The 22,685-nt window shown below is 46.6% G+C and carries 21 protein-coding genes and 1 other annotated feature; of the genes, 9 read left to right on the forward strand and 12 right to left on the reverse strand.

The window, feature by feature from the left end; all coding sequences use genetic code 11:
• Positions 1-7: 7 nt before the first annotated feature.
• On the reverse strand, positions 8-526 hold the full coding sequence (locus KNQ09_RS08740) for a FadR/GntR family transcriptional regulator (RefSeq protein ID WP_050677654.1): 519 nt from the start codon (positions 524-526) through the stop codon (positions 8-10).
• 102 nt (positions 527-628) lie between these two features.
• Positions 629-3,790 (reverse strand): DNA polymerase III subunit alpha, encoded by a 3,162-nt coding sequence (dnaE, locus tag KNQ09_RS08745; protein ID WP_214858146.1) that lies wholly within the window; start codon positions 3,788-3,790, stop codon positions 629-631.
• Between the two features lie 146 nt (positions 3,791-3,936).
• Between dnaE and KNQ09_RS08750 the strand changes: the two genes are divergently transcribed.
• Positions 3,937-4,131: a YtzJ family protein gene (locus tag KNQ09_RS08750; protein WP_023469043.1), complete on the forward strand. Its 195-nt coding sequence runs from the start codon at positions 3,937-3,939 to the stop codon at positions 4,129-4,131.
• Positions 4,132-4,196: 65 nt separating this feature from the next.
• Here the strand turns inward: KNQ09_RS08750 and KNQ09_RS08755 are convergent, their stop codons facing one another.
• A complete protein-coding gene (locus KNQ09_RS08755) occupies positions 4,197-5,132 on the reverse strand; it encodes a DHH family phosphoesterase (protein ID WP_214858148.1) in 936 nt (311 codons plus the stop codon).
• A gap of 63 nt (positions 5,133-5,195) precedes the next feature.
• On the opposite strand from KNQ09_RS08755, the gene KNQ09_RS08760 reads away from it, so the two are divergent.
• Positions 5,196-5,504, forward strand: a complete 309-nt coding sequence (locus tag KNQ09_RS08760; RefSeq protein ID WP_023469045.1) for a YtpI family protein — start codon at positions 5,196-5,198, stop codon at positions 5,502-5,504.
• Positions 5,505-5,555: 51 nt separating this feature from the next.
• Here the strand turns inward: KNQ09_RS08760 and KNQ09_RS08765 are convergent, their stop codons facing one another.
• A complete protein-coding gene (locus tag KNQ09_RS08765; RefSeq protein ID WP_023469046.1) occupies positions 5,556-6,866 on the reverse strand; it encodes a DRTGG domain-containing protein in 1,311 nt (436 codons plus the stop codon).
• Between the two features lie 155 nt (positions 6,867-7,021).
• Between KNQ09_RS08765 and KNQ09_RS08770 the strand changes: the two genes are divergently transcribed.
• Positions 7,022-8,125 carry a M24 family metallopeptidase gene (locus KNQ09_RS08770; protein ID WP_195864614.1) on the forward strand — a complete coding sequence of 368 codons (1,104 nt, stop codon included), beginning with the start codon at positions 7,022-7,024 and terminating at the stop codon, positions 8,123-8,125.
• 436 nt (positions 8,126-8,561) lie between these two features.
• Here KNQ09_RS08770 and KNQ09_RS08775 read toward each other — a convergent pair whose 3' ends face one another.
• On the reverse strand, positions 8,562-9,287 hold the full coding sequence (locus KNQ09_RS08775) for an SDR family oxidoreductase (RefSeq protein WP_064299505.1): 726 nt from the start codon (positions 9,285-9,287) through the stop codon (positions 8,562-8,564).
• Between the two features lie 154 nt (positions 9,288-9,441).
• On the opposite strand from KNQ09_RS08775, the gene KNQ09_RS08780 reads away from it, so the two are divergent.
• A complete protein-coding gene (locus tag KNQ09_RS08780; protein ID WP_029342342.1) occupies positions 9,442-9,879 on the forward strand; it encodes a universal stress protein in 438 nt (145 codons plus the stop codon).
• A 108-nt stretch (positions 9,880-9,987) separates the two neighbouring features.
• Here the strand turns inward: KNQ09_RS08780 and KNQ09_RS08785 are convergent, their stop codons facing one another.
• The 4 genes from KNQ09_RS08785 to tpx all read right to left on the reverse strand — a co-directional run bounded on the left by KNQ09_RS08785 (position 9,988) and on the right by tpx (position 13,730).
• Positions 9,988-10,593 (reverse strand): 3D domain-containing protein, encoded by a 606-nt coding sequence (locus tag KNQ09_RS08785; protein WP_050678579.1) that lies wholly within the window; start codon positions 10,591-10,593, stop codon positions 9,988-9,990.
• A gap of 304 nt (positions 10,594-10,897) precedes the next feature.
• Entirely contained in the window at positions 10,898-12,109 is a 1,212-nt protein-coding gene (locus KNQ09_RS08790) for an acetate kinase (protein ID WP_023469051.1), read from the reverse strand.
• Between the two features lie 120 nt (positions 12,110-12,229).
• Positions 12,230-13,138 (reverse strand): class I SAM-dependent methyltransferase, encoded by a 909-nt coding sequence (locus KNQ09_RS08795; RefSeq protein ID WP_214858150.1) that lies wholly within the window; start codon positions 13,136-13,138, stop codon positions 12,230-12,232.
• A 100-nt stretch (positions 13,139-13,238) separates the two neighbouring features.
• On the reverse strand, positions 13,239-13,730 hold the full coding sequence (gene tpx, locus KNQ09_RS08800) for a thiol peroxidase (protein WP_035396538.1): 492 nt from the start codon (positions 13,728-13,730) through the stop codon (positions 13,239-13,241).
• A gap of 172 nt (positions 13,731-13,902) precedes the next feature.
• On the opposite strand from tpx, the gene KNQ09_RS08805 reads away from it, so the two are divergent.
• Positions 13,903-14,718 carry an NAD kinase gene (locus KNQ09_RS08805; RefSeq protein WP_023469054.1) on the forward strand — a complete coding sequence of 272 codons (816 nt, stop codon included), beginning with the start codon at positions 13,903-13,905 and terminating at the stop codon, positions 14,716-14,718.
• A 90-nt stretch (positions 14,719-14,808) separates the two neighbouring features.
• Positions 14,809-15,576 carry a MerR family transcriptional regulator gene (locus tag KNQ09_RS08810; RefSeq protein ID WP_214858152.1) on the forward strand — a complete coding sequence of 256 codons (768 nt, stop codon included), beginning with the start codon at positions 14,809-14,811 and terminating at the stop codon, positions 15,574-15,576.
• Here the strand turns inward: KNQ09_RS08810 and KNQ09_RS08815 are convergent.
• Together KNQ09_RS08815 and ezrA are read right to left on the reverse strand one after the other, a co-directional pair.
• Positions 15,568-17,127, reverse strand: coding sequence for an amidohydrolase (locus tag KNQ09_RS08815; protein ID WP_214858154.1), 1,560 nt, complete (start codon positions 17,125-17,127; stop codon positions 15,568-15,570). The two genes, KNQ09_RS08810 and KNQ09_RS08815, sit on opposite strands and share 9 nt — an antisense overlap.
• Positions 17,128-17,194: 67 nt before the next feature.
• Positions 17,195-18,901, reverse strand: coding sequence for a septation ring formation regulator EzrA (ezrA, locus tag KNQ09_RS08820; RefSeq protein WP_064299501.1), 1,707 nt, complete (start codon positions 18,899-18,901; stop codon positions 17,195-17,197).
• A 223-nt stretch (positions 18,902-19,124) separates the two neighbouring features.
• Here ezrA and KNQ09_RS08825 point away from each other — a divergent pair, with 223 nt between their 5' ends.
• The 3 genes from KNQ09_RS08825 to KNQ09_RS08835 all read left to right on the forward strand — a co-directional run bounded on the left by KNQ09_RS08825 (position 19,125) and on the right by KNQ09_RS08835 (position 21,123).
• A complete protein-coding gene (locus KNQ09_RS08825) occupies positions 19,125-19,610 on the forward strand; it encodes a GAF domain-containing protein (protein WP_023469058.1) in 486 nt (161 codons plus the stop codon).
• A 233-nt stretch (positions 19,611-19,843) separates the two neighbouring features.
• Positions 19,844-20,443 carry a 30S ribosomal protein S4 gene (gene rpsD, locus KNQ09_RS08830; RefSeq protein WP_023469059.1) on the forward strand — a complete coding sequence of 200 codons (600 nt, stop codon included), beginning with the start codon at positions 19,844-19,846 and terminating at the stop codon, positions 20,441-20,443.
• A 152-nt stretch (positions 20,444-20,595) separates the two neighbouring features.
• On the forward strand, positions 20,596-21,123 hold the full coding sequence (locus KNQ09_RS08835) for a biotin transporter BioY (RefSeq protein WP_023469060.1): 528 nt from the start codon (positions 20,596-20,598) through the stop codon (positions 21,121-21,123).
• 45 nt (positions 21,124-21,168) lie between these two features.
• Here KNQ09_RS08835 and tyrS read toward each other — a convergent pair whose 3' ends face one another.
• On the reverse strand, positions 21,169-22,416 hold the full coding sequence (gene tyrS, locus KNQ09_RS08840) for a tyrosine--tRNA ligase (protein ID WP_064299499.1): 1,248 nt from the start codon (positions 22,414-22,416) through the stop codon (positions 21,169-21,171).
• A gap of 56 nt (positions 22,417-22,472) precedes the next feature.
• Positions 22,473-22,679, reverse strand: a binding site (T-box leader).
• Positions 22,680-22,685: the final 6 nt, after the last annotated feature.

A 22,685-nucleotide genomic window follows, 5' to 3' on the forward strand; every position in this document is an offset into this window, starting at 1 on the left:
TGTCATCCTATGGGCGGTTCAAGAGTTGTTCCCGTTCCGCCTGCGTATAGAGTTCCCCTTGACCGAAGCTTTTATGGAAGGCATTGACTTGTCGCCAGATTCGTTCAAACAAATCGTTATCGACCGTCTGAATCAACGTCTCACGAAACGCTGCATCGGATGATACGACTGGTGCAAGCACCGAAAGGTCATCCAGCTGCGCGAGCGCTGCTTGCTCAAGCAAGCGGAGCGTTCCTGCCAAGTCTTCGAACTTCGAATCGCCAGTCACTAAGAATTGAGCGATGATTTGAATATAGGTATGATCGTCACGGTTCAATAGAAAGCTTCCGCCTCCATGTCGTGTCTCGACGATCCCTAAATAAGCGAGCGTCCGTAATGCTTCTCGTACGGACGGTCGACTGATGGATAGTCGTTCTGCCAGTTCCCGTTCCGATGGAATACGGTCTCCTGGAACTAATCCATCTTGTTCGATCATCAATTTAATCGCCGCGATATTGGCTTCAAACGCATTTCGTTTCTTCTCCATATCGATACGGCACCACCTTTCTGACCCTTCAGTCGGTTGCTTCAATCGGTGGCATTGGTCAGACCAATTACCCCTTATTATAACAAATCTTATTACCTAGTACTAGTTTGAGCGGGGGACATTTTTCAGGACGACATGATCCTCGCCAAACCGAATACGTAGCCGAGCTAGTAATTCCTCATCATGCTGCACAGCATAAAGCGGCGGTAACGATTTCGTCTCACGTGAATCCGCGTAGCGGACGACGACTGGAATATCGCCTGGTGCCGCTTCAAGCAACTGTTCAAGTGCGGCCAGCTCATTTTTCGATGTTAACTTGACGAATAGCACATCTTGTCCAAGCGGACGAAGACGTTCCAAAATGAACTGACGCTCCCCTTCGCGATCCTGCACCTTTAATTCAATCAATAAGACGTTCCCTAAATAAAGTGATCGACGGAATCGTTCATATTGATTCGGGAAGACGACGACCTCTTCATTCGAATACCCATCGACTGCCTGAATGACCGCCATCGTTTGACCGCGTTTCGTCTTGAACTCTCGAATCTGATCAATATAACAGACTAAATAGTGTGTTTCCGAACCGACGCCAAGGTCATGGAAATAAGCAGATTCAACCGGAGCTTTCATTGCTGTCGTCAACGGAGAATACGTCAACCAGAATCCAAGCGCTTCCCGTTCTAATCGCGCCCAGTCAGAATCACTTCGTTTCGATGACTTCTGTGTCCGGCGTTTCCCGAGAATTGCCAACTCGTCTGGAAGTAATGTATTCGACGACTCGGTGAAATACTCGAGCACCTCTTGTTCAGCGAGTCCGCGATCGCCGTGCGTCGCTCGGTCTAGCGCACCACTGTATAGTAACAATTCAATTTTTGCGCGCTCCTTCTTGCCCCATCCGACGTGGGTCAATAGATCAGCAATCGTCGCCGTGTGCTTCGATGCTTCCTTTACACGCTCGAACTCTCGCTCGGAAATACCTTTTATCACATGGATACCGAGTCGAATCCCTTTGCCTTCTAGTGAAGAACGGTAATCCGAAATCCAGACATCCGGCGATAGGACCGGGAGACGTCGTTCGCGCATCAATCGGACGAGACGCTCCGGTTGTTCGACCGAGACGAGTAAGAAAATGTGCGGGAAATGTGCTTTGATATATCCGAGGGCATAACTAATCTTTGAATAGGCGACCGCATGGCTTCGGTTGAATCCATACCCAGCGAATCGCTCAATTTGTTCATAGAGTGATTGTGCGATCGCATCATCGAATCCGTTCGACTTTGCTCCTTCAAGAAAACGAACCCGTTCCTGTTCGAGCGAATCCGTACTTTTTTTAGAAATCGCACGTCGTAATAAATCTGCTTGTGCGAGTGTAAATCCAGCTACTCGACGGGTGATTTCCATGACTTGTTCCTGATAGACGATGATGCCATACGTTGGTGCAAGTACGTCTTCTAATACGGGATGCAACATCTGATAAGGTTGACCAGCTTTTCGTTTCGCGTACAGATCAATGAATTTCATTGGTCCCGGACGATAGAGTGACATCGTTGCCACCAAATCTTCGAACCGATTCGGTTTGACTTCGCGCAACGTCTGTTTCATACCTGTCGACTCGAATTGGAAAATATCATCCGTCTCGGCGCGGGCAAAGACTTGGAATGTCGCGCGGTCTTCTTCTGGAATTTGCGTGAGCGTAAAGGATGGCTGTTCTCGTCGAATCAATTCTTCCATCCGACGCAAACGACTGAGATTTCGTAATCCTAACAAGTCAATTTTCAACAATCCTTGACGTTCCAATGCCTGCATCAAAAACTGCGTCACATAGCGTTCATTTGGTCCCGTTTCAACGGGTGTCGTCTCGACGAGCTGTTCAGATCCAATGACGACACCGGCCGCGTGAACCGAACGTTGTCGCGGGAGACCCTCGACCGCTTGCGCTAGTTGCAACAGTTGCCGGCGCTTTTCGCTTCCAGAGAACCAGCGATATGTCTGTTTGTTTTGTTCAATCCCTTGTAACGTCGTTGATTTTCCAAGCTGTTTGACCGCAGCATCTAACTCATCCTTCGAAAACTCTAGCGTCCGTCCGACGTCTCGCAAAGCGGCTTTGGCACCGAGCGTCGACAATGTACCGATTTGAGCAACGTGATCTTTTCCGTAACGCATCACGAGATCCTCTAATACTTCTTCGCGTCGTTCATCTTCGATATCGATATCGATATCCGGCATGGAAATCCGCTCAGGGTTCAAGAATCGTTCGAATAGTAATCCATATTTCAATGGATCCACCGTCGTGATCCCAAGCGCATAGCTGACAAGTGATCCAGCTGCTGAGCCTCGACCAGGTCCAACGAAAATGCCTTTCGCTTTTGCACTACGTACGAGTTCTTCAACGATTAAGAAGTAATCAGCAAATCCTGTCTTATCGATGACTGATAGTTCATAAGCGAGACGTTCCCGCGCTTCGTTACTTTCATGACCATGTGCCAGTAACCCTTCCTCAGCACGTTTTCGTAATAACGCATTCGAGTCTTCCGCAATACGTGGCAGTGGACGTTGTTGAAACGGTAATTCCAAGCGTTCAGATGTCGTAGCAAACTGCTCCGCCATCGTAATTTCTCGCTCGGTAAAGTCTTCGAGTAACTCTTCCCGGGTCTTTAAATGCATCAGGCGATCTGTCTTTTGGTCTTGGAACGTCGTCGCCTCACCAATCGCACGTATTGCTTGATACGCTGGCGCTTCATCTCGACGAATGTAACGAACAGGATCGACTGGGATGGTCTCAACACCAAGCGCTGCTGCTACTTCGCGGTAACGCGCACGACTCTCTCGTTCGACCGTTGAGTGACTAGAGGTCACGCCCATATATGTACGCGCTCCTTGAACGTGTCCCATCCATTGAACGAAGGAACGACGTAGACGCGTCGCATCTTCAGAGGCTTGACGCAGTGGCAAGAGCACCGCGATCAGTGATGAAACTTCAGTCTCCTCTTGTTGACTGGCTAGTCGATACAGTTGACGCAGTCCATCAGAAGAAAAAGCAAACCATAAGATACAAAATTCTTCTTCTTCGATTCGCTGCTCCCATCCGACGATCGGTTGCATATTTCGACGCTGACATGCATCGATGAATGCGGGAACTCCTGTCAATGTCGTTTCACAGATGACCGCTCGTCCGATGTGTCGACGGACTAGTTCATCGAGATAGGGCTCGATTCGAACTAAACTCTGCAATGGACTAAACTGCGTTCGAACATTTATATGCATCTTCCATTCTCCTTTCTCTTCTGATGGATGTTTTTAAAAGTTTTCAGAACATTCATATCTAACTGACTCAAGTACTCGCCATCTGATTTATTATTCGATACAATAAGTATAGAAATATCATGACGGGTACGGAAGGAGCGTTTCTCATGATTTTGAATCGCAGTCAAATCGCACGTGAAAAAGTCGAACAATTAAAGCTCGGTGTTACCGCTTTTACTGAAACGGAAGAAATCGCTGAGAAGATTCGCAAATCTGTCGCTGAACTTCAACTGAATGTCATTGAAGATCACACAGATCGTGGCGTTTGGTTCATTCCGCAAGACGAAACAAAAACGCAATAAGCGTAAAAAGGCTGTTCGCTTCGCTTCCTCAATGAGAGGAGTGAGACCGAGCAGCCTTTTTCCATTTAAAACTGGAAGTTAGCAGCGACCTCGTCCAGACGACGGATGACACGTTCGACCTCACTCAACTGTCCAATCGTTGCACCAGACGCCATCGGATGTCCACCACCATTGAATTCTTTTGCTACTTCATTGATGACGGGACCCTTCGAACGAATCCGGACGCGAACCTCCGTGTCCGTTTCAAGGAACAATGCCCAACACTTCATGCCTTTTAAACCGGCAAAACTATTGACGAGCAACGATGCTTGCTCAACCGTCGCCCCAAACTGCTTCAACGTATCTTGTGTCAATACGACATAACCGACACCTTGATCCGTCAATTGAATATGTTGAAGGACATATCCTTGTAAATGAAGCGCTGCAAGTTCTGTTTCGTACATATTGCGATACAACCAGTCCGTATCGATTCCTGCATCAATCAATTGCGCTGCGACTTCAAATGTTCGTTTCGTCGTACCACGGAATTGGAAACGTCCTGTGTCACCGACGATCCCAGCGTAGAATTGAATGGCAGCTGATGTTGGAATGTCGTATCCCCATTCGTTCAATAAATGAACGAGCAATTCCGATGTCGAACTCATCGTCGTATCGACGAGTTGCACTGGTGCGTATGGATCTTCATCCGGATGATGGTCGATTTTAATGACGTCTTTTCCTGTCATCGCAACCTTCCCGTCAATCCGCGCTTGATTCGCTGTATCCAGAATCACGACTAACGCCTCTTTGTATAATTCATCGTCTACTTGATCGAGCTCTCCCATGAATGACAATGATGTCGCCATCTCTCCGGCCGTTAATACCGTTTTGCTAGGGAATTGATGTTGTAACGTCAATTGCAAACCGAATTGACTACCGAGTGCATCGGGATCTGGACGTTCATGACGATGAATGATGATCGTATCTGCCGCTTCAATCATTTGTTTGATTTGCTCTTTCACTGTGCACAGCTCCTCTAATCTTGATATGATATGAGATGAAGACAAAAAGGAGGTCCTTTTAACATGCAATTCATCCTCATCGCCCTCATCGTTTTCTCGCTTGGTGGGTATTTGTTAGCAAAACGCCGCGCGTTCCATACGAAAAGCACGAACCGAAAATACTTGTTCAATACGCAAGCGAGCATTTGGTTGAGCTTGTTCGTCATCCTATTCGCCGTCAACCAGTTCGTTTCCGGAAACGGATTAACGACACTCGTCGGGAAAATCGTTTGTTCCATTTTAATCATCGTCGGTGTTGCTTCATTCATCGCCGGATTCATCCGTTACAAAAAGATTTATCCGTATGTCGTCCGCGAGATGGAGCAATCCTGAGCTAGATTCAGAGGAACCGAAGTCCATTGACTTCGGTTCTTTTTGATTCATTTAACGATCGATGAGTTGGGATGTCACGAGTGCCTTCGCAACGATTTGTGTGCCTTGATACATCTCGACATCGACTTTCCCGAATTTTCGACCGACGTCAAAGACATTCGCCCGGATCGTTACCGTGCTCTCGATTTGAACAGGTTTAATGAAATAGATGCTGACGTTCTCGATGACAAGGTCACCTTTTTTCATATGGCGCAACATTCGCGTCGCTCCTTCGACTAGAAGCGTCGTCAACACCCCACTCGAAGCAGTCCCCATGAAGTTCGTCATTTGCGGCGAGACCTCAAGCGATAAGTACGGTCCCCGTTCGTCCTCTGCCGCCTTGATCTGTCCTGTAATTAGATCGTCGAACGTCTCTCCGACTTGTGGCTGACGATTCGCGAGTTGCAGTGCCTTGAGGACGTCTTGACGGCTAATGATCCCGAGCAATCGACCGTACTGGTCGATGACCGGTAACATCTCGATTCCTTCCCAGACCATCTGATGCGCAGAATTCGTGACACTCGTTCGAATACCCACCGTGATCGGATGACGGGTCATGACTTTTTCAACAGCCCAATCATGCGGACGGTCAATGATGTCCTTCGCTGTCACGACACCGACGACCTTCATTTGTTCATCGATGACGGGATAACGGTTGTGTTTCGTCTGCTCATTCAACTCGTGCCAGCGTGAAATCGGATCCGTCGTCTGTAAATAGAACGTGTCATGCAACGGAATTAAAATATCCGAAACGAGTAAAATCTCCTTTTTGATCAATCGATCATAAATCGCTCGGTTGATCATCGTCGCCACCGTGAACGTATCGTAGGATGTCGAAATGATCGGTAACTCCATCTCATCCGCTAATCGTTTCGCATCCTCCGTCGTATCGAAGCCACCGGTAATCAATACAGCAGCTCCTGCTTCAAGCACGAGTTCATGTGCTTTTTCGCGGTTTCCGATGATGACGAGACTATCGACATCGATATAGCGCATCATGGCTTCGAGCTTCATTGCGCCAATGACGAATTTCGTCAGCGTCTTGTGTAATCCATTTCGACCACCGAGCACCTGACCGTCAACGATGTTCACGACTTCCGCGAATGTCAGCTTCTCGATATTTTCTTTTTGTTTCTTTTTAATCCGAATCGTTCCGACTCGCTCAATCGTCGAGACGAACCCTAAATTTTCTGCTTCCTTGATGGCGCGATAAGCCGTTCCCTCGGATACGGTCAAATCCTTCGCGATTTGTCGGACGGAAATCTTTGTTCCGACATCAAGATCTTCGATATGTCGAATGATCTGTTCGTGTTTCGTAGGCATACTGTATCCCTTCTTTTCCTTTTTTCTACTCTCCTGTCATTATACTGTACTACTCTAAAGATGAAAACGTGTACTAGTCTGATTTACGATAAATGTTTTTCGAACCGGACGATGATATACTTATGTAGAAAATGAGTAGAGAGGTGGAATCATATATGAGCGAACGTACGAACCAAATCAGTGAATTCCTGAAAGAACAAGGAATCGACTTAGCCGTCGTCACTTCGAAGGCAAATGTCTTTTATTTCTCAGGAGTCTACGCTGAACCCCACGAACGTGTCATGGCGGTCCTCGTCGATGTAACCGGCAAACATGTATTATTCTGTCCGGCACTCGAAGCAAGTATCGTTGCAGCGAGTCCTTGGGAAGGAGACGTCGTGACCTATGAGGATCACGAAAACCCGTTTGATCGATTAGCAGAATTATTCGCGACATTCGAACACTCGAATAACCGAATCGGTATCGAAGGAGAACACATGACGTTCAGTCGCTATCAGGAACTAAGCTCACGTCTCGAAAACGCAGCCATTCTTGATATCGGTGAGTCTTTACAAGGACTTCGTCTGAAGAAAACACCGGAAGAAATCGCTATTCTTCAAGAAGCAGCAGCACTTGCGGACGAAGCAATCGAAATCGGTAAACAAGCGATCCGCCCAGGGATCACGGAAATCGAAGTCATTGCAGAAATCGAATATGAAATGAAGAAAAAAGGTGTTCGTGAGATGTCATTTGATACGCTTGTCCTATTTGGCGCAAACAGCGCTGATCCGCACGGTGTACCCGGCGACCGCGTCATCCAAGAAGGCGACTTCGTCTTATTCGATCTCGGCGTCGTTTGGAAAGGCTACTGTTCCGATATTACACGGACCTTCATTTATGGCGAAGCGAACGAAGAACAGAAAAAGATCTATGAAACAGTTCGCCAAGCACTTGAAGCCGCGACAGAAGCGAGTCAGATCGGCACGACACTCGGTTCGTTAGATAAGGCAGCCCGTGACGTTATTACAAACGCTGGCTACGGGCAGTACTTCACGCACCGTGTCGGTCACGGACTCGGAATCGAGGTTCATGAATTCCCATCTCTCGCGTCAAACAACCTACTGACGGCTGAAGCTGGTATCGTCTACACACTCGAACCAGGCATTTATGTTCCAGGTGTCGGTGGCGTCCGCATCGAGGATGATATTCATCTCACTGCGGAAGGTCCAGTTGCGTTAACTCGCACACCAAAACATCTTCAATCCATTCCGTCATCTTAACTCAAGACAAACACCTAATCCATCGCTCGGATTAGGTGTTTCTGATTATAGACAAAATGTCTGACTAAAAAATATCTCGTCTTTTCATGCCCTTCCCTCAGGCGAGACACAAGCCAGTTTTCCCGCTTCATTCAAGCAGGAAAACGGGTCTTGTTTGTCTCTGACGGCGCAAAATTGCGCTTTTTCCTGTAGGAGTGGCGTGTGACGCGTCATTCTTTTTATACCGAAGGATTTGAGGAACGTTTTGTTCACTCGACATCGCTTCCTAGGGAAAACAAGCAAGAGCGACCCTGCAACGAAACGAAGCGGCGCGATGCTTGTCCCAGGAAAACGATGCGAGACGAACAAAAAAGCGCAATCCTTCTCGTTAGAGAAAAATTGCACCTTATCTTCAGTCTCAAACATCTAATCCATTGCTTGGATTAGATGTTTTTGCTTATTTACGGGATTGATGGACGACATTGACGCCACCTGTAACATCGAGGATTGCTCCCGTGATCATACTTGATTCTTCTGCCAACAAGAAGGAAATCGCGCGAGCTATATCTTCTCCGACACCCGTTCTTCCGACCGGCGTCGCCTCATCTTGCTCCGCTTCAGAAATCAACTTCGTCTTATTGTCACCGACGATGTTTCCTGGGTTGACCATGTTGACCGTGATGCCGTGCTCTGCCTCTTCAAGCGCTACACTCTTCGTCAAACTCACCATCCCGCTTTTAGCAGCAGCGAACGCTGCCCGGCATACCCACCCTGGCGCTGTTGCACTCTCTGGAAAGCCATACGTAATGATTCGACCATAGGCTTGCTTACGCATGACGGGTAATACTTGACGTAATAGCCAAAAACTAGCTGTCAGATTCCCAGTGATCACTTCATTCCATTCCTGATCAGTGTAATCCACTAATGCTTTTCGTTCGAATATATAAGGTCCTGCATTAAGTATCAACGCATCAATCCGACCATGCTCGTTGATTGCTTGTTGGGTTGCGCGTTCCAATTCTTCTTGATTCGTCACATCCGCTTGAATCGTCATGAGATTCGGATGTGTAAATTCGGGTTCGGAACGATGAAACGCCGTCACTTTCCAACCTTCTTCCAGTAACTGGCGCGTCACTCGTTCTCCCAGTCCTTTTGTACCTGCTGTAATTAACGCGTGCCTCATCTTGGCATCGCCCCCTTTCACTGACTCCATCTTACGACGGAAAGGAAAGGAAGAACAATTTTTAGAACTCACTGAATGTTTTGTCCGCTCCCAGTAAGAGAATGGTATAATTAGGGTGTACTCATCATATCGATTACGAAGGGATGGATTCATCATGGCAATCGTCTATCATAATGTACTCGTAGCAGTAGATGGCTCAAAAGAGGCAGAACGTGCCTTCGAGACGGCAATCGATGTTTCATTGCGAAATGATGCAAAATTGATCATCGCACACGTCATTGATACACGGACATTCGCAACAGTTGAAGCCTATGACCGCACCATCACGGAACGTGCCGAATCTTACGCGAAGGAATTGCTAGACGAATACGTCAAGACCGCTCAAGATCGCGGTGTACAGGAAGTCGAAGTAGCGATTGAATACGGCTCACCGAAAGTAACGATCGCTAAAAAGCTTGCCCCTAATCACGATGCCGATTTAATCATCTGTGGCGCAACTGGTTTAAACGCTGTCGAGCGTTTCTTCATCGGTAGTGTCTCTGAAAGCATTACGCGTTACGCAAAATGCGACGTCTTGATCGTCCGTTTATGAATCACTCTTCTACAAAAAGCCTTTCTTCCTTCATTTCAAAGGAAGAAAGGCTTTTTGACGACCTATTTAAATAAAAAAACCATCGAACCAATGTCCGATGGTTTAAAATCATTTGTATTTTACTGTAACCGTACGACGACCCCAGTTGAAAGCTTCTGAACGAGAGTAGTAAAGGATATCCATCTTCTTCCCTTTAATGGCACCGCCAGTATCAGCAGCTGTATACGTCCCTTTTAATTTCCCTTTGTAATACACTTTCACTGTCGAACGAAGTGGAATGACACGTGGATCAACCGCTACGACTTTCTTTTTCGAGCTTTTAATGTTCCAACCGATTGCTGTCAGATTACCACTACCTGGATCATACGGTGTGTAAGCTGTTGCGCTTACGTTCGTGATTGTTTTCCAACCACCTGTTGATTGTTTTTTCGAACTGCTTGATGTCACGACTTTCGAGTAGCTTGCGCTAAGGTAAGCTGTTTTACCTTTGTAACTTACTTTATACCAGTTACCTGTTTTTGCTTTGTACGATAACGTTTGGTTCTTATATAGAAGACCGAGCTTTTTCGAAGAAGTAGTAGCTTTCTGACGAATGACTAGGCTATCGACTGTTGACTTGACGCTTTTCTTAGTTGCAGCCTCTGCTTGAAGACCTGCAAACGAACTGAGTGCTAACACGACCGTTAAAACACTTGCGAGCATCCGTTTCATCATGTATTTTCTCCTCCATCATTGTTTCGTGTTTGTTAACTGAGATTAATATACATGACAAAACGAGGGAGTGCCGTTACATATAGACCACAAAAATATGTCTGTACTATTACTTTTATGTTACAAACGACTCATTTTTTTAAGAAATCGACCTTTTTTGGGTTTATTTTTACAAAGATGACGATTCATTTTTCGTTATATGACAAACAACGTAACAACGGATCGTACGTTCGTATATTTTCTTTCGTAGATTTCATTAAAAAAAGGACTGAATCGTTGGAATAACGACTCAGTCCTTTTGAAATGATTATGCGTTTTGAGCAACTAATCCACCAACACGAACCGTGTCGCGTGCAATCATCAATTCCTCATTCGTTGGAATGATGATGACTTTAACTGGTGAGTGTGGGTAGTTAATGAAGAGTTCTTCTCCACGAGCTCCGTTGTTGAGTGATGGATCCCAGTAAACGCCCATGAATTCAAGACCACGTAAGACACGCTCACGGATTGAATCTGAGTTTTCTCCGACACCGGCTGTGAAGATGATCGCATCGACACCGTTCATCTCAGCAGCGTATTGCCCGATGTAACCGTGGATACGGTTCGCGAAGATACGGAGTGCCATCTCTGAACGATGGTTTCCTTCTTTAGCAGCCGTTTGGACATCACGCAAGTCACTTGAAAGACCTGAGAGACCGTAGATTCCAGACTCTTTGTTCATGACGTTCAAGACGTCTTCTGCTGTTTTCCCTGTTTTCTCCATCAAGAATGGAATCAACGCTGGGTCAAGTGAACCAGAACGTGTTCCCATCGTGATCCCTTCAAGCGGTGTGAAGCCCATCGTCGTATCGATTGATTCGCCACCTGAAACTGCTGCGATTGATGCTCCGCTACCTAAGTGACACGAGATCAAACGGAGGTCTTTTAACGGACGACCGAGTAATTCAGATGCACGTTCCGTAACGTATTTGTGGCTCGTACCGTGGAAACCATATTTACGGATACCGTATTCTGTATAGTAATCATACGGCAAGCTGTAAAGGAAGTTTTCTTCTGGCATCGTTTGGTGGAACGCTGTATCGAAGACTGCCACTTGTGGTACTTCCGGAAGCAATGCTTGGAATGCCCGGATTCCGATCAAGTTTGGTGGAATGTGAAGTGGTCCGAGCTCTGTGTAAGACTCGATATCGTGCATGACTTCATCTGTAATCAATACAGAGTCTGCATATTTTTCTTTACCATGAAGCACACGGTGTCCAACACCTTTAATCTCATCGTAAGACGAGATGATTCCGAACTCCATTAATTTTTCGAGTGACAACTCGACTGCTTCTTTATGTGTTGCAAGTGGGAGGACATCTGTATACTTTTGTCCTTCACCATATTTAATCGTAAAGATTGCATCGTCTTTACCGACGCGTTCAACGAGTCCGACTGCGATCATCGTTTCGTTCGGCATTTCGAGCAATTGGAACTTCAAAGACGAACTACCTGCGTTTACCGCCATAATTTTTGCCATGATTTTTCCCCTTTTCCATTTGAATCCAATGAACATTCACATCTGTTTAGGTTTTCTTCTATTTCTGTTCTACAACTAGAATAGTCAAATTAACGACAGATTTCAATCACTTTGCGTAATTCATTTTAATTCTGTGTTAATCCATTCATCAATCTGTTTCACCATACCACCAAACGCGCGGGTATCTGTGAACGATGGCAACTCAGCAAGCAATGCTTGTTTCGGCATCTTCATACCGGCTAAATGATTACGGACGACCAAATAACTTTTTGCCGCCTGTTCTTGTTTGAACATCGTGAGCGGCAACTGCAAAATACCGATGACATGCGCTTTTGATTCGAAGTATTGTTTCAACTTGCCTTCCGTATCATGCTGGAACAGACCGTTCGGAATAACGAAGACACCAAATCCACCTGGTTTGACGTATTGCATCGCTTGTTCAATCAACAAGAAATGACTATAGCTCATGCCTTCGTCTCGTTTCAAGATGTAAGAAGCGGCAGCCTCTTCATCCGGATAATAACCGACAGGAAGATCAGCCATCGCAAGATCAACTGGATCCAACAATAATGGTCGTAACGCATCTTGATGGGTATACGTGACTGGATAGTCGAGTAATTCCGTTACCGCTGCCGATAAACGAATCAATGTCTCATCCACCTCGACCGCCTCAGCAGATGTACCTGTCGAAAGCTGACTTAAGACAGCATGTAACATGCCACCTGTCCCACTCCCCAACTCAAGTAGTCGGATGTCCTCCTTACCTACCAATTTCCCGATTAGATAACCAGCAAACAAAGCGACGCTATCTGGCGTCGGCAAATGGTTCGGTTGTGCTTGTTTCATCCCTTCTAGAATAGCAAGCGATACTGCCTTCCGAATGACCTCTTTGTCTACATTTTCAGTATGACGATCGTTCAATCGATCAATCACCGTCGTCAACGCTTCTAAATAGGGCATATCAAGATCACGTTCGATTTGTTTTGTTTGACGTGTTAATTCCTTATATAACTTTTCTAACGGCTCCATGTACGTCATCCTCTCCAAAACGAAACGGCCCCCCGTAGAGCGGGAGCCGTTTCTATCATTAGTTCCATTGTAACGCTTCAGCGGCGTTTGTAAACCATTCTTACTTCGCTTCACGTGCTGCAGCGAGTGCTGCTTCGAAATTGACTTCGTCTGTTGATTCTTCAAGATATTCAACGTACGTAATCTCGTTGTTTGAATCAAGAACGAAAACAGAACGGGCAAGCAGGCGTAATTCTTCGATGGCTACGCCATACTGTGTACCGAATGAAAGATCACGGTGATCAGACAACGTCACGACTTGATCGAGACCGCTTGATGCGCACCAGCGCCGTTGTGCGAATGGAAGGTCGTTTGAGACCGTCATGACCGTCACACCTTCGATTGTTGCTGCTTCTTCATTGAATTTACGTGTCTGTGCATCACAAACGCCTGTATCGATTGATGGGACGACGCTGATGATCCGGACACCTTGATATGTATCACGTGTTACCGGTGATAAGTCGTTAGCTAACACTTGAAAGTCAGGTGCTGTTTGTCCGACTTGAACCGCCGTACCTTGAAGTGTGATTGGATTTCCTTTAAATGTTGCCATTATGAATTCCCCTTTTCCCCTGAATGGATATACTGTATTTTCTATTTAACTATAGGAATGATCCGCGAAGATGGCAAGCATTCTGCCATAATTGATGGACTTCAGTACCCGTCTTTCCAAAAAACAGGTATAATGAAAGAGTTCATGAAACGCTTTCAAGGGGGAATTGACCATGGCTCGAAATAATGTCTACCTGTACTACCGAAATACACAAAGACACGAGACGCAGGTGCGAAAGTTGATTGATGTCGGTACACGATACGGTCTGAACGTCGTCCAAGATCACCGACAAGCAAACATCATCGTCTCGATTGGTGGAGATGGGGCTTTCTTGCAAGCGGCACGCTTCACAGGTTTCCGTGATGATGCGATCTATGTTGGATTCGCTGAAGGACCCAACTCGTTCTACTGTGATTTTGATATCAATGATCTTTCTGCGGTCGAAGCGATCTTTAAAGAGACAGGCAACCGTGTCTCGGATGGTGAAATCGAAGTACGTCGTTATCCACTGCTCGAAGCATCCATCAACGGTGGACCACCGATGCTCTGTCTGAACGAATGTTCCGTGAAGTCGAGCATCATCAAATCACTTGCGATCGAAGTCTATATCGACGACTTCCTGTTTGAGACATTCCGCGGGGATGGAATGGTCATCTCAACACCGACGGGTTCTACAGCTTATAATAAGTCACTCTCTGGTGCGATCGTCGATCCGTTGATCCATTGTCTTCAAGTCAGCGAAATTGCTTCCGTCAACAACAACCGGTACCGGACACTCGGTTCTGCTTTCCTATTGAACCGTGGACGGAAACTTTCGTTACGCATCATCGAGGACGGAAACGACTATCCGATCATCGGGATGGATAACGAAGCACTCAGTCTCACACGAACAGATTCAGTCGATATCCAGCTTTCTGAAAAAGAACTGAAAACCGTCAAATTGACGAACAATACATTTTGGCATAAGATTCAACGCTCGTTCTTATGACAATAAAAAAATCTGCCTCCTCGGGGCAGATTTTTTTATTGCGTCTTCCGTTACGTCACCCTTTATACTCCAATCAAAGGAGGTACACAAATGATGTATTCCACTCAGGAAATCGCCAAACTGACCGGCGTCACAAAACGAACACTCTATCATTATGAGACGATCGGTCTCCTCGTGCCAAAGCGTACCAATGCTGGTCACCGAAGTTACAGCAGAGAGGATCTTTTACGTTTACAACAAATCCTGCTCTACCGCTCTCTTGATTTCCCACTGTCAGAAATCCAAAGATTACTCACGCAATCTGATCCCAATCATCATACGACACTGAAAAAGCAGATTGCACTCCTGCAAGAAAAAGCTTCTCATTATCAAATGCTTGCTCGACTCGCTGAACAGACATTACTCACCTTAAAAGGAGGACTCCCGATGAAAGACGAACAATTATTCCGCGGTTTGCGCCACGAAGAGATCGTTACGCATGAAAAGCAACATGCAGATGAAGTCCAGCAACACTACGGTGACACTGACGCCTATCGAATCGGTGCAAAAAGACAACAACAACGAACACCGAAAGAGAAAGAACAACTGAGCAGCATGCATAAGCAACTCGATCAGCGCTTGACGACCCTTTACCGCGACGGGCACGCGACGACGGATCCGGACGTTCAACAAGTCGTCAAAGAACAACATGATTTCATCGATACGTACTATTACCCGTGCGCATTATCTCTCTTTGCCTCACTCGGTCAGATGTATGTGTCTGACGAACGATTTCGTGCCTATTACGATGCGTATGCACCCGGACTATCCACGTTCTATTCGGAAGCTATTTCACACTATGCGCAAACATCACACTAACGCGGCTTCCGCCTGATAAACGGTTTTTCCAGCTTGGACCGTCTCGACCAAACGGTTATTCAAGATGGCTTCCCCACGCAAGCGATAGAAGTCTTCTTCAAAGATGACGAAGTCGGCATCATAGCCTGGTAAGAGCAATCCTTTTCGACCGTGTGTTTCCGTCGCGAGATGTGGATTTTTCGTAAAGAGCAACAAGGCTTCAAACATCGATAACGTCTCGTTCGTTTTATTGACACGCCCTGCCATTCCTTCCGTCGCTGCATAAAGCGACCGCCGGACATCGGGTTCAGAGATCGGCGCATCTGCTCCGCCGCACAATAGTGTGCCGGTCTCAGCTAACGAACGTAAACGATAACTCCAGTCTAAGCGGTTCAAGCCGAGTCGATCGACGATGAAGTCGGCGTCATCTAGTAAAAAGACTGGTTGAACGTCAATCAAGACCGGTAACTTCCGAATTCGCGCAAGCGTTTCTGGTCGGACGACCGTCGCATGAATGATGCGATCTCGTTTCCCTTTTGGTGCCGGATACTTCTCGAGCACCTGTACGAACCGCTCGATCGCTAAATCACCGATGACATGTGCCGCGACTGTGAACCCGTAACTACGTGCGCGTTTGACGAGTTGTTCGAGTTGTTCTGGCGTATGCACTTCGATACCACGTGTCGTCGGATCATCGGAATAACCACGACCGAGAAGAGCTGTTCGTCCTCCGAGCGCGCCGTCGACGAACAGTTTCATCGCACCGATTGACATCGTTGACGGTAAAGTAGGTTGTTGTTGTACGAACTCATCGATGACAAGATGATGCACGAGCAGATGCGTATGGAAGCCTGTCTCTTGCGTCACTTCCTTATAAGCTTGCAAGATGTCCGCGACATCCCCGTGATACGACAAGTCTTCTGTGTGTGCCGCAATGATGCCATATTGGTATAAGTTCTTAATCGCTGATCGAAGGGACGCTTTATTCCGCTCCAAGTTTCCAGCTTGTAACGCATATAAAGGTTCAAGCGCCGCATCGTACAAGAATCCGTCAGCTTCTCCATTATCCGATAAACCGACCTTTCCACCTTCGATGACAGTCGACGCTTTATATCCGAGCTGTTGGAATAAGACATCGTTGACAAGTGCTGTATGCCGGTCTGTTCGTTTCAACAAGGCAGGTGCGTCAGGGAACAACTGATTGAGCCACGCCTTCGTCGGTGCACGATCAAGCTTCGTTTCGTCATAGCCTTCTGCCACATGGATTCCATTGACTGGTTCCGCCTTGAGAAAAGCTTGTCCTAACGCTTCAAGCGTCGTATAACGCGAGGCATCGACACGATTGATCGCTTCCCCGTAACCGATCAGATGAATATGCGCATCTGTAAAGGCTGGATATACAGCTTTTCCGTTCAAATCGTAAATCTGATCAATACGTCTACCGAAACGGCGGCGTAGCTTTCCTTCCTCCCCCATCGCGATGATCCGCGTTTTCTCGACGAACATCGCTGAATGGACATCCTCTTCGTGTGCCATCGTTCGAATCAATCCGTTTACGTATAGTGTTCCCATTCCACTCACTCCTCTTTTTACAAAAATAGGGTGACCATGACGGTCACCCTGAATTGTCGATCCTGATTTAAACGTGCAATGTTTCTTCTGGTGCACACGACCGTTTAATACGTTCGATCGCGGCCGGATCGTATTCATTTAGGACACGTTCCGCTAAGACAATCGTTCGTTCATAGTCTCCCGCTAAGAACTTCGTTTCCGCGATCGTCAGCGACATATGTATCTCGTTGTCGTGGCGACGGTACCGGTTCGCATACTGGACGAGCCGTTCGGCATACGTGACTTCGAACACTAATGTATCTAACCGTTCTTGCACATGTTTAAACGTTTCTTGGACGTCTTGACTTTGTGCGACGATCGATCGAACGTTAAACGGTAACTCTTCGAGCCGTGTTTCAAGCGTCTGCAGTGAACGATTCGCATTTCGGAGCGCTTCTTCCACCTCAGCCGGTAAGTTCGGTAATCCGAGTCGTTTCAGACGGAGGCGTGTCTGCGACAGCTGATGACGCCATTCGACGATTCGTTCGCGAACTTCCGTCTCTTCTTTTCGAAGTGCCTGGAGTTCGACCGTAAAGCGTTCGTACTGAATCATCAACTGTTCTTCGAGGCGAATCGCATCGCGCATCTGATCTTCGAGCATACTGAACGGGATGATTTTTCCGGCAATCGACTCATCAAGATCTTTCGCTGCTTCAAAGAGCAGCTCTTCGTCACGCTGAATCGTTTCATAGTGAATCCCTAAATCTGCTGAGATTTCATATTTTTCACGTAAGATACTGAACTCTTGTGCCAATTGATGAATCCGTTCACGCATCCGTAGCGCTTTTTGTTTCAAGAATTGGTTTTCTTTTTTCACTTGATGACGCGCATCGACCTCACGACGGAACGTATCATACATTTGATCCACATCGGCTGATAACTGTTGAATCGCCTCTTCCAAACCATCGACTTCTAGCATTTCGATTTTTTCAGAAAGGCTCAGGCGTTGTTCCTCGAACCGTTTGATCTCGGATTGGAGACCGAGTGGTTCAAGTGGATACCCATCTAACGACATTTCCTTATAGCCTGCTCCGAGCTGATCAATCCGTTGACGTAATTCATGAGCAAGAATCTTCCATTGTTTCGGTACAAGTTCGACGAGTTGACGCGTCGTTGCTACTTCTTGCTCGAGTAGCAAGCTTGTTTCATACGCCTTCGTCACTTCACCTGAAGCTTCGTACTGACACATCTCATTCCAGTGCGCATCGATTTGTTCACTCCGTTCTTCTAGACGCGCAAGCGCCGGACCGAATGAGTTCGCTTGAATCAATAATGATTTCCGAACTTGCCCTGAATCGGCTTCCCCTTGCGCTTTCAGTTCGGCTAGAACCGATTGATTCGTTTTGAACGTCGACATCTCGACGAGCATCTCATCGATCAACCCTTCGAGTTCCGCAATCAATTGTTCCGTTACTTCGAGGTCATTCTTGACGGCGATGAACCGATATTTATCGAGCGCTTCCTCTGCCCGGTAAAGGGTCTCATCGATTTGGGCGACGTGGACCGTTAATAACTCTTCCCACGCTTGATGCCAGGAGCTGAACTTCGTCTCCGTCTCACCCGCCATCGGTAGTTGCTTTAAGTCCTGCAACTCCTTTGGAATCGATGCACTGACGATGCCTTGTTTGCGCATATCAAGTTCATCGATTTTCGTGTAGTATTTTTTTCGACTGATCATGCTAAATAGCATGACGAGTAATACGATGACGATGACTCCGATCACCCATGCCCACATTTGTCACGACCTCCACTCTGTCCTACGACTTTAGATTTTCTCTAAATCGCAATAATCTTATCCTTATAATAGTATAGCGCAACCGTTTTGCATAGATTTACAAGGGCTTTTCCTGATTTCTTCCGCTGTTTTGAATCCTTTTTCCAAAAATCAATTGTTTGTCAGCCACGCGAAAACTCGTTAAACTAAAAAAAATACGCTTTTTACGGGAGGAATTTTTATTATGTTCGAAACAAAGACATATGAAGGTGACCGGACGAAACAATACGACATGCTCTCAAAACAACTGGATGCGCTATTAATGGGAGAAGACAATCAAGTTGCAAACTTATCGAATGCGAGCGCGTTGCTCAACCAGTTCCTCGACCGTATCAACTGGGTCGGCTTCTATTTGACGGATACGGAGCAAAACCAACTCGTCCTCGGACCATTCCAAGGACTTCCAGCATGCGTCCGTATTCCATTCGGTCGTGGTGTCTGCGGAACGTCCGCAGCAGAACAGACGACACAACGAATCGAAGATGTGCATCAGTTCCCAGGTCACATCGCATGTGACGCGGCTTCGAATTCAGAAATCGTCATTCCACTCGTCAAAGACGGACAAACGATCGGTGTCCTCGATATCGACAGCCCAGAATTCAACCGTTTCGACGAAGTCGATCAAGCTGGTCTAGAAGCATTCTGTACGACACTGCTTCGCCATCTGTAATTCTGATTGACAGTCGATTGTCCACACCGTATACTTGTAAAAGTGCAGAAATGATAACGATAGCGGTCAAATCGCTTACGTATCACATTTCATGACTCGGTGAATAACCGGAGGGGCATCGTGTAACTTTGCTATCAAGCGAGGGTGCCACATCATGAAATGGGCGTAATGTGGGTTTGATGGCGTTATTATTTTTATGCAAATAATAACGAACAATAAGGAGGAGTCTTATTATGGCTCGCTATACAGGTCCAGCTTGGAAACTCTCACGTCGTCTCGGTATCTCACTTACTGAAACAGGAAAAGAAATCGCAAAACGCCCTTACGCACCAGGTCAACACGGTAACAGCCGTCGTAAAGTATCTGAGTACGGTCTTCAACTTCAAGCGAAGCAAACACTTCGTCACATGTACGGAGTAAACGAACGCCAATTCAACCGTATCTTCAACGATGCTGGCAAAATGCCTGGTATCCACGGTGAGAACTTCATGTTCTTACTCGAAGCACGTCTTGATAACGTCGTTTACCGTATGGGTATGGCTCGTACACGTCGTGCTGCTCGTCAGCTCGTCAACCACGGTCACATCCAAGTTGATGGACAACGCGTTGATATCCCATCATTCCGCGTGAAACCAGGTCAAACGATCTCAGTTCGCGAAAAATCGAAGAACTTTGTCGTTATCAAAGAAGCACTCGAAGTTGCTCCAGCAACTAAAGACTTCGTTACTTTCGATGCTGAGAAGCTCGAAGGAACGTTCGTCCGTCTTCCTGAGCGTTCTGAATTGAACGATCAAATCCAAGAACAACTCGTCGTCGAGTACTACTCACGTTAATCGATTGTTCCAGCACTCACTTCGGTGGGTGCTTTTTTTATGCCTATGACTAAAATGTATACCTGGTCTTAAAAAAAGAGTGACGTCATTCATTCGTTTGTGTTAACCTTTAAATATACATAGTTAACACAAACAGAAAAGAGGACTCATTCATGAAAACAAGAGATTTAACTTTCATCGCCCTTGGTGCTGCCATCATCGCAGCCGTCAGCTCTTTGCCACAAATTCAACTCGTCGGCGCTGTTCCGATCACGCTTCAGATGCTCGCGATCATGACGGTCAGCGCGATTCTCGGTGGAAAACGTGGTGGACTCGCTGTCTTAATCTTCTTATTACTCGCAGCAGCTGGTCTACCGGTGCTTGGCGGAAAAGGCGGACTAGCCCCATTCGTCGGACCAACCGTTGGTTATTTGATTGCCTTTCCGATTGCTGGATTCTTCATCGGTCTTGTTGCTGAAAAAACGCGTCGCTTCGTTCCCCTCTTCATCGGGATGATCGTCTTTGGTCTTGGTTTAGTCTACTTGCTTGGAACATTTGGTCTAATGGCTGTACTCGATCTATCGTTCAAAGATGCTTTTGCGATTAACTATCCTTTCGTCTTATGGGATACGATCAAAGCTGTCATTGCCACGACGATTGCCGTTCGCTTGTTGCCACTCCGTTTATTCCGAACAGCTTAAAAAAACGCTCTCTGCATCTAAGTGCAGGGAGCGTTTCGTATATCATCAAGCATGCTCGACGACGAAGTATTTTTTCTTTCCGCGACGTACGATCGTAAAGCGACCGATTGCATCAGCTTCCGTAATTTCTTTCGTTAAATCTTGCTCGCGTTCTCCGTTTAGGTAGATTGCACCGTTCGTGACGTCTTCACGTGCTTGACGTTTTGACGGACTGATCTTCGCCTCAACGAGAACGTCGACAAGGTTTGTCGCTTCACCGAGTGTAAAGCGCGGCATTCCTTTGAACGCATCTTCGATATCTTCGACTTGCAACGATTTAATATCTCCACTAAAGAGTGCCGTCGTAATACGTTGTGCTTGTGTCAGACCTTCTTCACCATGGACGAGAACGGTCATCTCTTCTGCAAGACGACGTTGCGCGACACGCTTCTCTGGCGCTGCCTTGACTTCTTCTGCGAGCGCGTCGAGTTCTTCGTGCGTTAAGAACGTGAAGTATTTCAAGAACTTGATGACGTCAAGATCGTCAACGTTGAACCAGAATTGGTAGAACTCGTACGGTGACGTTTTGTCAGCGTCTAACCAAACCGCACCACCTGCTGTCTTACCGAATTTTTGACCGTCTGCTTTTGTAACAAGCGGTACCGTCAAACCGAATGCTTTTTCTTCATGACCCGCACGACGAATCAATTCCATCCCTGCTGTGATGTTCCCCCATTGGTCACTTCCTCCGACTTGAAGGCGGCACCCTTTGTCTTCGTAGAGTTTCAAGAAGTCAAACGATTGAAGTAACATGTATGAGAACTCAGTGAATGAGATCCCGTTTTGAAGGCGTGAGTCAACAGAATCTTTCGCAAGCATGTAGCTGACCGGGAAGTGCTTTCCGATATCGCGTAAGAAATCGATGATCGTCAAATCTTTCGTCCAGTCCAAGTTATTGGCGATCGTAACCGGGTTCTCCCCTTCAAGCGGTAAGAAACGTGACAACTGGCCCTTAATCCGGTTCGCGAACTCTTCGACGATATCCGATGTATTCAACGAACGTTCTGTTGCGCGACCACTCGGGTCTCCGATCATTCCCGTTGCTCCACCAACGAGACCTACGACATGGTGACCTGCTTGTTGGAATCGTTTTAAGACTAAGATCGGTAACAAGTGTCCGATATGCAACGAATCTGCTGTTGGATCAAAGCCTGTGTAAAGCGTCGTTGGTGTCTCGAGTAATGTCTTCAATCCTTCTTCATCCGTCATTTGGTTAATTAAACCGCGAAATTCTAAATCCTCTAGTAACGTCATTGTGTCTCCTCCTAAAGTTCACTTTTAACAATAAAAAACCGCCCCTTCGTCTAAGACGAAGGGACGGAAGATTCCGTGGTACCACCCTGATTGCCCTTTACATAAAAGGACCACTTGGTTCGTCGATAACGGGACGGACCGCTTGATTTCTCAAGAAACTCCTGGAAGCGTAATTCGTAAGTTCACTGTGTCCTAGTTCGCAGCACCACTAGGTCTCTGTCACAGGGAGTGACTTACTACTGTATTCCGATCACTGTTTAACGTAGTAT

Source organism: Exiguobacterium sp. s191 (assembly GCF_018618955.1).
GTDB classification, from domain to species: domain Bacteria; phylum Bacillota; class Bacilli; order Exiguobacteriales; family Exiguobacteriaceae; genus Exiguobacterium_A; species Exiguobacterium_A abrahamii.

Excerpts from the sequence above, each read along its gene's own strand:
- KNQ09_RS08740 (WP_050677654.1), bottom strand. The coding sequence starts at position 526 with ATGGAGAAGAAACGAAATGCGTTTGAAGCCAATATCGCGGCGATTAAA.
- dnaE (WP_214858146.1), bottom strand. The coding sequence starts at position 3,790 with ATGCATATAAATGTTCGAACGCAGTTTAGTCCATTGCAGAGTTTAGTT.
- KNQ09_RS08750 (WP_023469043.1), top strand. The coding sequence starts at position 3,937 with ATGATTTTGAATCGCAGTCAAATCGCACGTGAAAAAGTCGAACAATTA.
- KNQ09_RS08760 (WP_023469045.1), top strand. The coding sequence starts at position 5,196 with ATGCAATTCATCCTCATCGCCCTCATCGTTTTCTCGCTTGGTGGGTAT.
- KNQ09_RS08765 (WP_023469046.1), bottom strand. The coding sequence starts at position 6,866 with ATGCCTACGAAACACGAACAGATCATTCGACATATCGAAGATCTTGAT.
- KNQ09_RS08770 (WP_195864614.1), top strand. The coding sequence starts at position 7,022 with ATGAGCGAACGTACGAACCAAATCAGTGAATTCCTGAAAGAACAAGGA.
- KNQ09_RS08775 (WP_064299505.1), bottom strand. The coding sequence starts at position 9,287 with ATGAGGCACGCGTTAATTACAGCAGGTACAAAAGGACTGGGAGAACGA.
- KNQ09_RS08780 (WP_029342342.1), top strand. The coding sequence starts at position 9,442 with ATGGCAATCGTCTATCATAATGTACTCGTAGCAGTAGATGGCTCAAAA.
- KNQ09_RS08785 (WP_050678579.1), bottom strand. The coding sequence starts at position 10,593 with ATGATGAAACGGATGCTCGCAAGTGTTTTAACGGTCGTGTTAGCACTC.
- KNQ09_RS08790 (WP_023469051.1), bottom strand. The coding sequence starts at position 12,109 with ATGGCAAAAATTATGGCGGTAAACGCAGGTAGTTCGTCTTTGAAGTTC.
- KNQ09_RS08795 (WP_214858150.1), bottom strand. The coding sequence starts at position 13,138 with ATGGAGCCGTTAGAAAAGTTATATAAGGAATTAACACGTCAAACAAAA.
- tpx (WP_035396538.1), bottom strand. The coding sequence starts at position 13,730 with ATGGCAACATTTAAAGGAAATCCAATCACACTTCAAGGTACGGCGGTT.
- KNQ09_RS08805 (WP_023469054.1), top strand. The coding sequence starts at position 13,903 with ATGGCTCGAAATAATGTCTACCTGTACTACCGAAATACACAAAGACAC.
- KNQ09_RS08810 (WP_214858152.1), top strand. The coding sequence starts at position 14,809 with ATGATGTATTCCACTCAGGAAATCGCCAAACTGACCGGCGTCACAAAA.
- KNQ09_RS08815 (WP_214858154.1), bottom strand. The coding sequence starts at position 17,127 with ATGGGAACACTATACGTAAACGGATTGATTCGAACGATGGCACACGAA.
- ezrA (WP_064299501.1), bottom strand. The coding sequence starts at position 18,901 with ATGTGGGCATGGGTGATCGGAGTCATCGTCATCGTATTACTCGTCATG.
- KNQ09_RS08825 (WP_023469058.1), top strand. The coding sequence starts at position 19,125 with ATGTTCGAAACAAAGACATATGAAGGTGACCGGACGAAACAATACGAC.
- rpsD (WP_023469059.1), top strand. The coding sequence starts at position 19,844 with ATGGCTCGCTATACAGGTCCAGCTTGGAAACTCTCACGTCGTCTCGGT.
- KNQ09_RS08835 (WP_023469060.1), top strand. The coding sequence starts at position 20,596 with ATGAAAACAAGAGATTTAACTTTCATCGCCCTTGGTGCTGCCATCATC.
- tyrS (WP_064299499.1), bottom strand. The coding sequence starts at position 22,416 with ATGACGTTACTAGAGGATTTAGAATTTCGCGGTTTAATTAACCAAATG.